Consider the following 4,685-nt stretch of genomic DNA (forward strand, 5'->3'; position numbering starts at 1 on the left):
TCTTCCTCGACGCGCTCGCCGCCCACCGCCGCGCCGCCGGCCTGCCCGCCACCGCCATGGCCTACGGCCTGTGGGACGTCGGCGCCGGCCTCGGCCGCGACCTCGCCGACGTCGACCGCGCGCGGATGGCCACCCAGGGTGTCCCCGTCCTCGACCACGCGACCGGCCTGGCCCTCTTCGCCGCCGGTCTGCGCAGCGGCAGCGCCGCCGTCGTGCCGATCCGGGTCGACGCCGCCGCCCTGCGCGCCCGCACCGACGAGGTCCCCGCACTCCTGCGTGCCCTCGCCACACCGCGCAGGCGGGCCGAGCTGCCCGCGAGCGGCCGCACGGCCGGGACCGGCCTGGCCGGGCGCCTCGCCGGGCTGGGGGAGAGCGAGGGCCGGCGCCTGGCGCTGGAGCTCGTGCGGACCGAGGTCGCCGCCGTGCTCGGCCACGCCTCCGCCGAGGCGATCGCGCCCGAGCGCGCATTCCAGGAGCTCGGCTTCGACTCCCTCGCCGCGACCGACCTGCGCAACCGCCTCAACAAGCGGACCGGCCTGCGCCTGCCCGCCACCCTCGCCTTCGACTTCCCCAACGCGCGGGCCGTCGCGGAGCACCTCCTCGACCTGGCCGGTCCGGGAACGGAGGCGACCCCGATGACCGGGACCGACGTCCGCCCGCACACCTCCGACGAGCCGATCGCGATCGTCGGCATGGCCTGCCGCTACCCCGGCGGCGCGACCACGCCCGAGGAGCTGTGGCGGCTGCTGGCGAACGGCGTCGACACCGTCACCGGACTGCCGACGGACCGCGGCTGGGACATCGAGCACCTCTACGACCCCGAGCCCGGCAAGGAGGGGCACAGCTACACCCGCCACGGCAGCTTCCTGCACGACGCCGGCGACTTCGACCCCGGCTTCTTCGGGATCTCCCCGCGCGAGGCCCTCTACATGGACCCGCAGCAGCGGCTCCTCCTGGAGACCTCGTGGGAGGCCCTGGAGCGGGCCGGCATCGACCCGGTGTCGCTGCGCGGCAGCCGGACCGGCGTCTTCGCGGGCGTCATGTACCACGACTACGCGCTCAACACGAACCCCTCCGGCACCAGCGGCGGCAGCGTCGTCTCCGGCCGGGTGTCCTACACGCTGGGCCTGGAGGGCCCGGCGGTGACCGTCGACACGGCCTGCTCCTCCTCGCTCGTCGCCCTGCACCTGGCGGTCCAGGCGCTGCGCACCGGCGAATGCTCGCTGGCCCTCGCGGGCGGCGCGACCGTGATGTCGACGCCGGGCATGTTCATCGAGTTCTCGCGGCAGCGGGGGCTGTCGGTGGACGGCCGGTGCAAGGCGTTCGCGGGCTCGGCGGACGGCGTCGGCTGGTCCGAGGGAGTCGGGGTGCTGCTCGTCGAGCGGCTGTCCGACGCGGAGCGGAACGGCCACCGGGTGCTCGCGGTGATCCGCGGCACGGCCGTCAACCAGGACGGTGCGAGCAACGGCTTCTCGGCGCCGAACGGTCCGTCGCAGCAGCGGGTGATCCGGCAGGCGCTGGCGAGCGCCGGGCTGTCGTTCGGCGATGTGGACGCCGTGGAGGCGCACGGCACGGGCACGACGCTGGGCGATCCGATCGAGGCCCAGGCGCTCCTCGCCACCTACGGTCAGGACCGTGAACTCCCGTTGCTGCTGGGCTCGATCAAGTCGAACATCGGGCACTCCCAGGCGGCGGCCGGTGTGGCCGGCGTGATCAAGATGGTGCTGGCGATGCAGCACGGCGTGCTGCCGAAGTCGCTGCACATCGACCGGCCCTCGCCGCACGTCGAGTGGTCGGAGGGCGCGGTCGAGCTGCTGGCCGAGGCCCGGGACTGGCCGGTCACCGGCCGCCCGCGCCGGGCGGGCGTGTCCGCCTTCGGGATCAGCGGGACCAACGCGCACGTGATCGTCGAGCAGGGCCCCGAGCCGATCGTCGAATCATCCGCCGGCGGGCGGGAGTCGGGCACGCTGCCGTGGCTGCTCGCCGCGGCGACGCCGGAGGCCCTGCGGGTGCAGGCCGAGCGGCTCGCGACCTTCGTGAGTGCGCGGCCGGAGCTCGACGCGCTGGACGTCGCCCACTCGCTCGTCGCGACGCGGCCTGCGCTGGAGCACCGCGCGGTGCTGCTCGGTGCGGACCGGGAGGAGCTGTTGGCGGGGCTGGACGCGCTGAGCCGGGGCGAACTCGCCCCGGGCACGGCCACCTCGTCCGCCCGGGCGGGTGGGGCGACGGCGTTCCTGTTCTCGGGGCAGGGGTCGCAGCGGTTGGGGATGGGGCGGGAGTTGTATGCCCGGTTCCCGGTGTTCGCGCGGGCTTTCGACGAGGTGTGTGCGGCGTTGGAGGTGCCGGTTCGGGATGTGGTGTGGGGTTCGGACGAGGAGCTGTTGAGCCGGACGGAGTACGCGCAGGCGGGTCTGTTCGCGGTCGAGGTGGCGCTGTACCGGCTCGTCGAATCGCTGGGCGTGCGGGCGGAGTTCGTGGCCGGGCACTCGATCGGTGAGGTCGCCGCGGCGCACGTCGCGGGGGTGTTCTCGCTCGCCGACGCGTGTGCGTTGGTGAGTGCCCGTGGCCGTCTGATGCAGGCGCTGCCGGCGGGTGGCGCGATGCTGGCGGTGCAGGCGGCGGAGGACGAAGTCCTGCCACTGCTGGGTGAGTTCGTGTCGATCGCCGCGGTCAACGGCCCGCGCTCGATCGTCGTCTCCGGGACGGAGGAGGCCGTTGACGCGGTCCGGGCGCACTTCGCCGATCGCAAGACGACGCGGCTGCGCGTCTCGCACGCGTTCCACTCGCCGCTGATGGACCCGATGCTGGAGGACTTCCGCGCGGTCCTCAACCGGCTGACGTTCAGCGAGCCGTCGATCCCGGTGGTCTCCAACCTGACCGGCGGACTGGCCGAAGGTCTCACGACGCCCGAGTACTGGGTGCGCCACGTCCGTGAGGCCGTCCGCTTCGCCGACGGCGTGCGCACGCTGGAGGCCGCGGGTGTCCGCCGCTATCTCGAACTCGGCCCCGACACGGTCCTGTCCGGCCTGGTGCAGGGCGTCCTGCACGACCCGACGGCTGTCGGCACGTGCGTCGTGCCCGCCCTGCACGCGGACCGGGGCGAGGAGGCGAGCCTGGTCGGCGCGCTCGGCCGGCTGCACACGGCCGGGGCCGAGGTGGACTGGTCCGTCCTCTTCGCCGGCACCGGCGCCCGGACGGTGGACCTGCCCACCTACGCGTTCCAGCACCGCCGGTTCTGGCTCGACGCGACGACCCCGCTGGGCGACCTGGGCGCGGTCGGCGTGGGTGTCTTCGAACACCCGCTGCTGGGCGCGGCCGTCGATCTGTCCCACACGGACGGGTTCCTCCTCACCGGTCGGGTGTCGCTGGACTCGCACCCGTGGCTGGCCGACCACCAGGTCCTGGACACCGTCCTGGTCCCCGGTGCGGCCCTGGTCGAGCTCGCGCTGCGGGCCGCGGCCGAGGTCGGGTACGAGCTGGTGGAGGAACTGACGCTGGCCGCACCACTGGTCCTGCCCGAGCACGGCGCCGTCCAGCTGCACGTGCGGGTCGGCGCCCCCGACGCCGCGGAACGGCGCGCGGTCACCGTCCACTCCCGCCTGGACGGGGATCCGGACGCCGGGTGGGTCCAGCACGCGGCCGGTTCGCTGGCGGTCGGTGGAGCGGTCGAGGTGGAGGCTTTCGACGTCTGGCCGCCGGTCGGCGCCGAGCCGCTGCCGGTGGAGGGCGCGTACGAGCGGATGGCGGAGGCCGGGTTCGGCTACGGCCCGGTGTTCCAGGGGCTGCGGGCGGCCTGGCGGCGCGGCGACGAGCTGTTCGCGGACGTCGAACTCCCCGAGGGCGTGGCGGCCGATGGCTTCGGCGTGCACCCGGCGCTGCTCGACGCCGCCATGCACGCCGCGATCCTGGCCGGCGGCGGCGAGCGCGAGACCATGATCCCGTTCGCGTGGACCGGCGTGACCCTCTCCGCGGTCGGCGCCTCGGCACTGCGGGTGCGGATCGTCCGGCTCGACGACGGCGGCTTGCGGCTCGACCTCGCCGACCCGGCGGGCGGCCCGGTGCTGACCGTGGCCTCGATGGTGGGCCGGGCGGTGTCGGCGGAGCACCTGGGCTCGGTCGACCCGCTCTACGGGATCGAGTGGGCGGAGCTGCCCACTCCGGCTGCTTCCGAGCGCTCTTCGGCACTGTGGGAGGACGTCTCGCAGCCGTCGGAGCCGGTGCCCGGCGTGGTCGTCCTCGACTGCGGCGGCTTCACGGGCCCCGAGGACGTCCCGAGTGGTGTCCGCGTGAACGTCCACGCCGTACTGGAGGTCCTCCAGGCGTGGCTGGTGGAGGAGCGGTTCGCGGGGTCGCGTCTGGTGGTGGTGACGCGGGGTGCGGTGGCTGTTCGTGACGGTGAGGCGGTGGATCTGGCGCAGGCTCCGGTGTGGGGTCTGGTCCGGGCGGCGCAGGCGGAGAATCCGGGGCGGTTCGTCCTGTTGGACACCGATGGGGAGGTGATCGTCACTGCCGAGCCGGAGTCGGCGGTGCGTGGCGGTGCCGTCTTCGTTCCGCGGCTGGTGCGTCTTCCGCAGTCGGAGGGGCCGTTGCCGGTGGGTGCGGATGACACGGTGTTGATCACTGGTGGTACGGGTGGTCTGGGGGCTGTCGTGGCCCGGTACCTGGTCGCCGAGTGTGGTGTGCGG

At 74.3% G+C, this 4,685-nt stretch carries 1 protein-coding gene; it reads left to right on the plus strand.

The annotated features are described in order from the left end of the window. Positions 1–4,685: beta-ketoacyl synthase N-terminal-like domain-containing protein (locus AB0C76_RS40995; protein WP_359975785.1), on the plus strand; the 4,685-nt coding region annotated here is incomplete at both ends.

Source organism: Kitasatospora sp. NPDC048722 (assembly GCF_040650235.1).
Lineage (GTDB): Bacteria > Actinomycetota > Actinomycetes > Streptomycetales > Streptomycetaceae > Kitasatospora.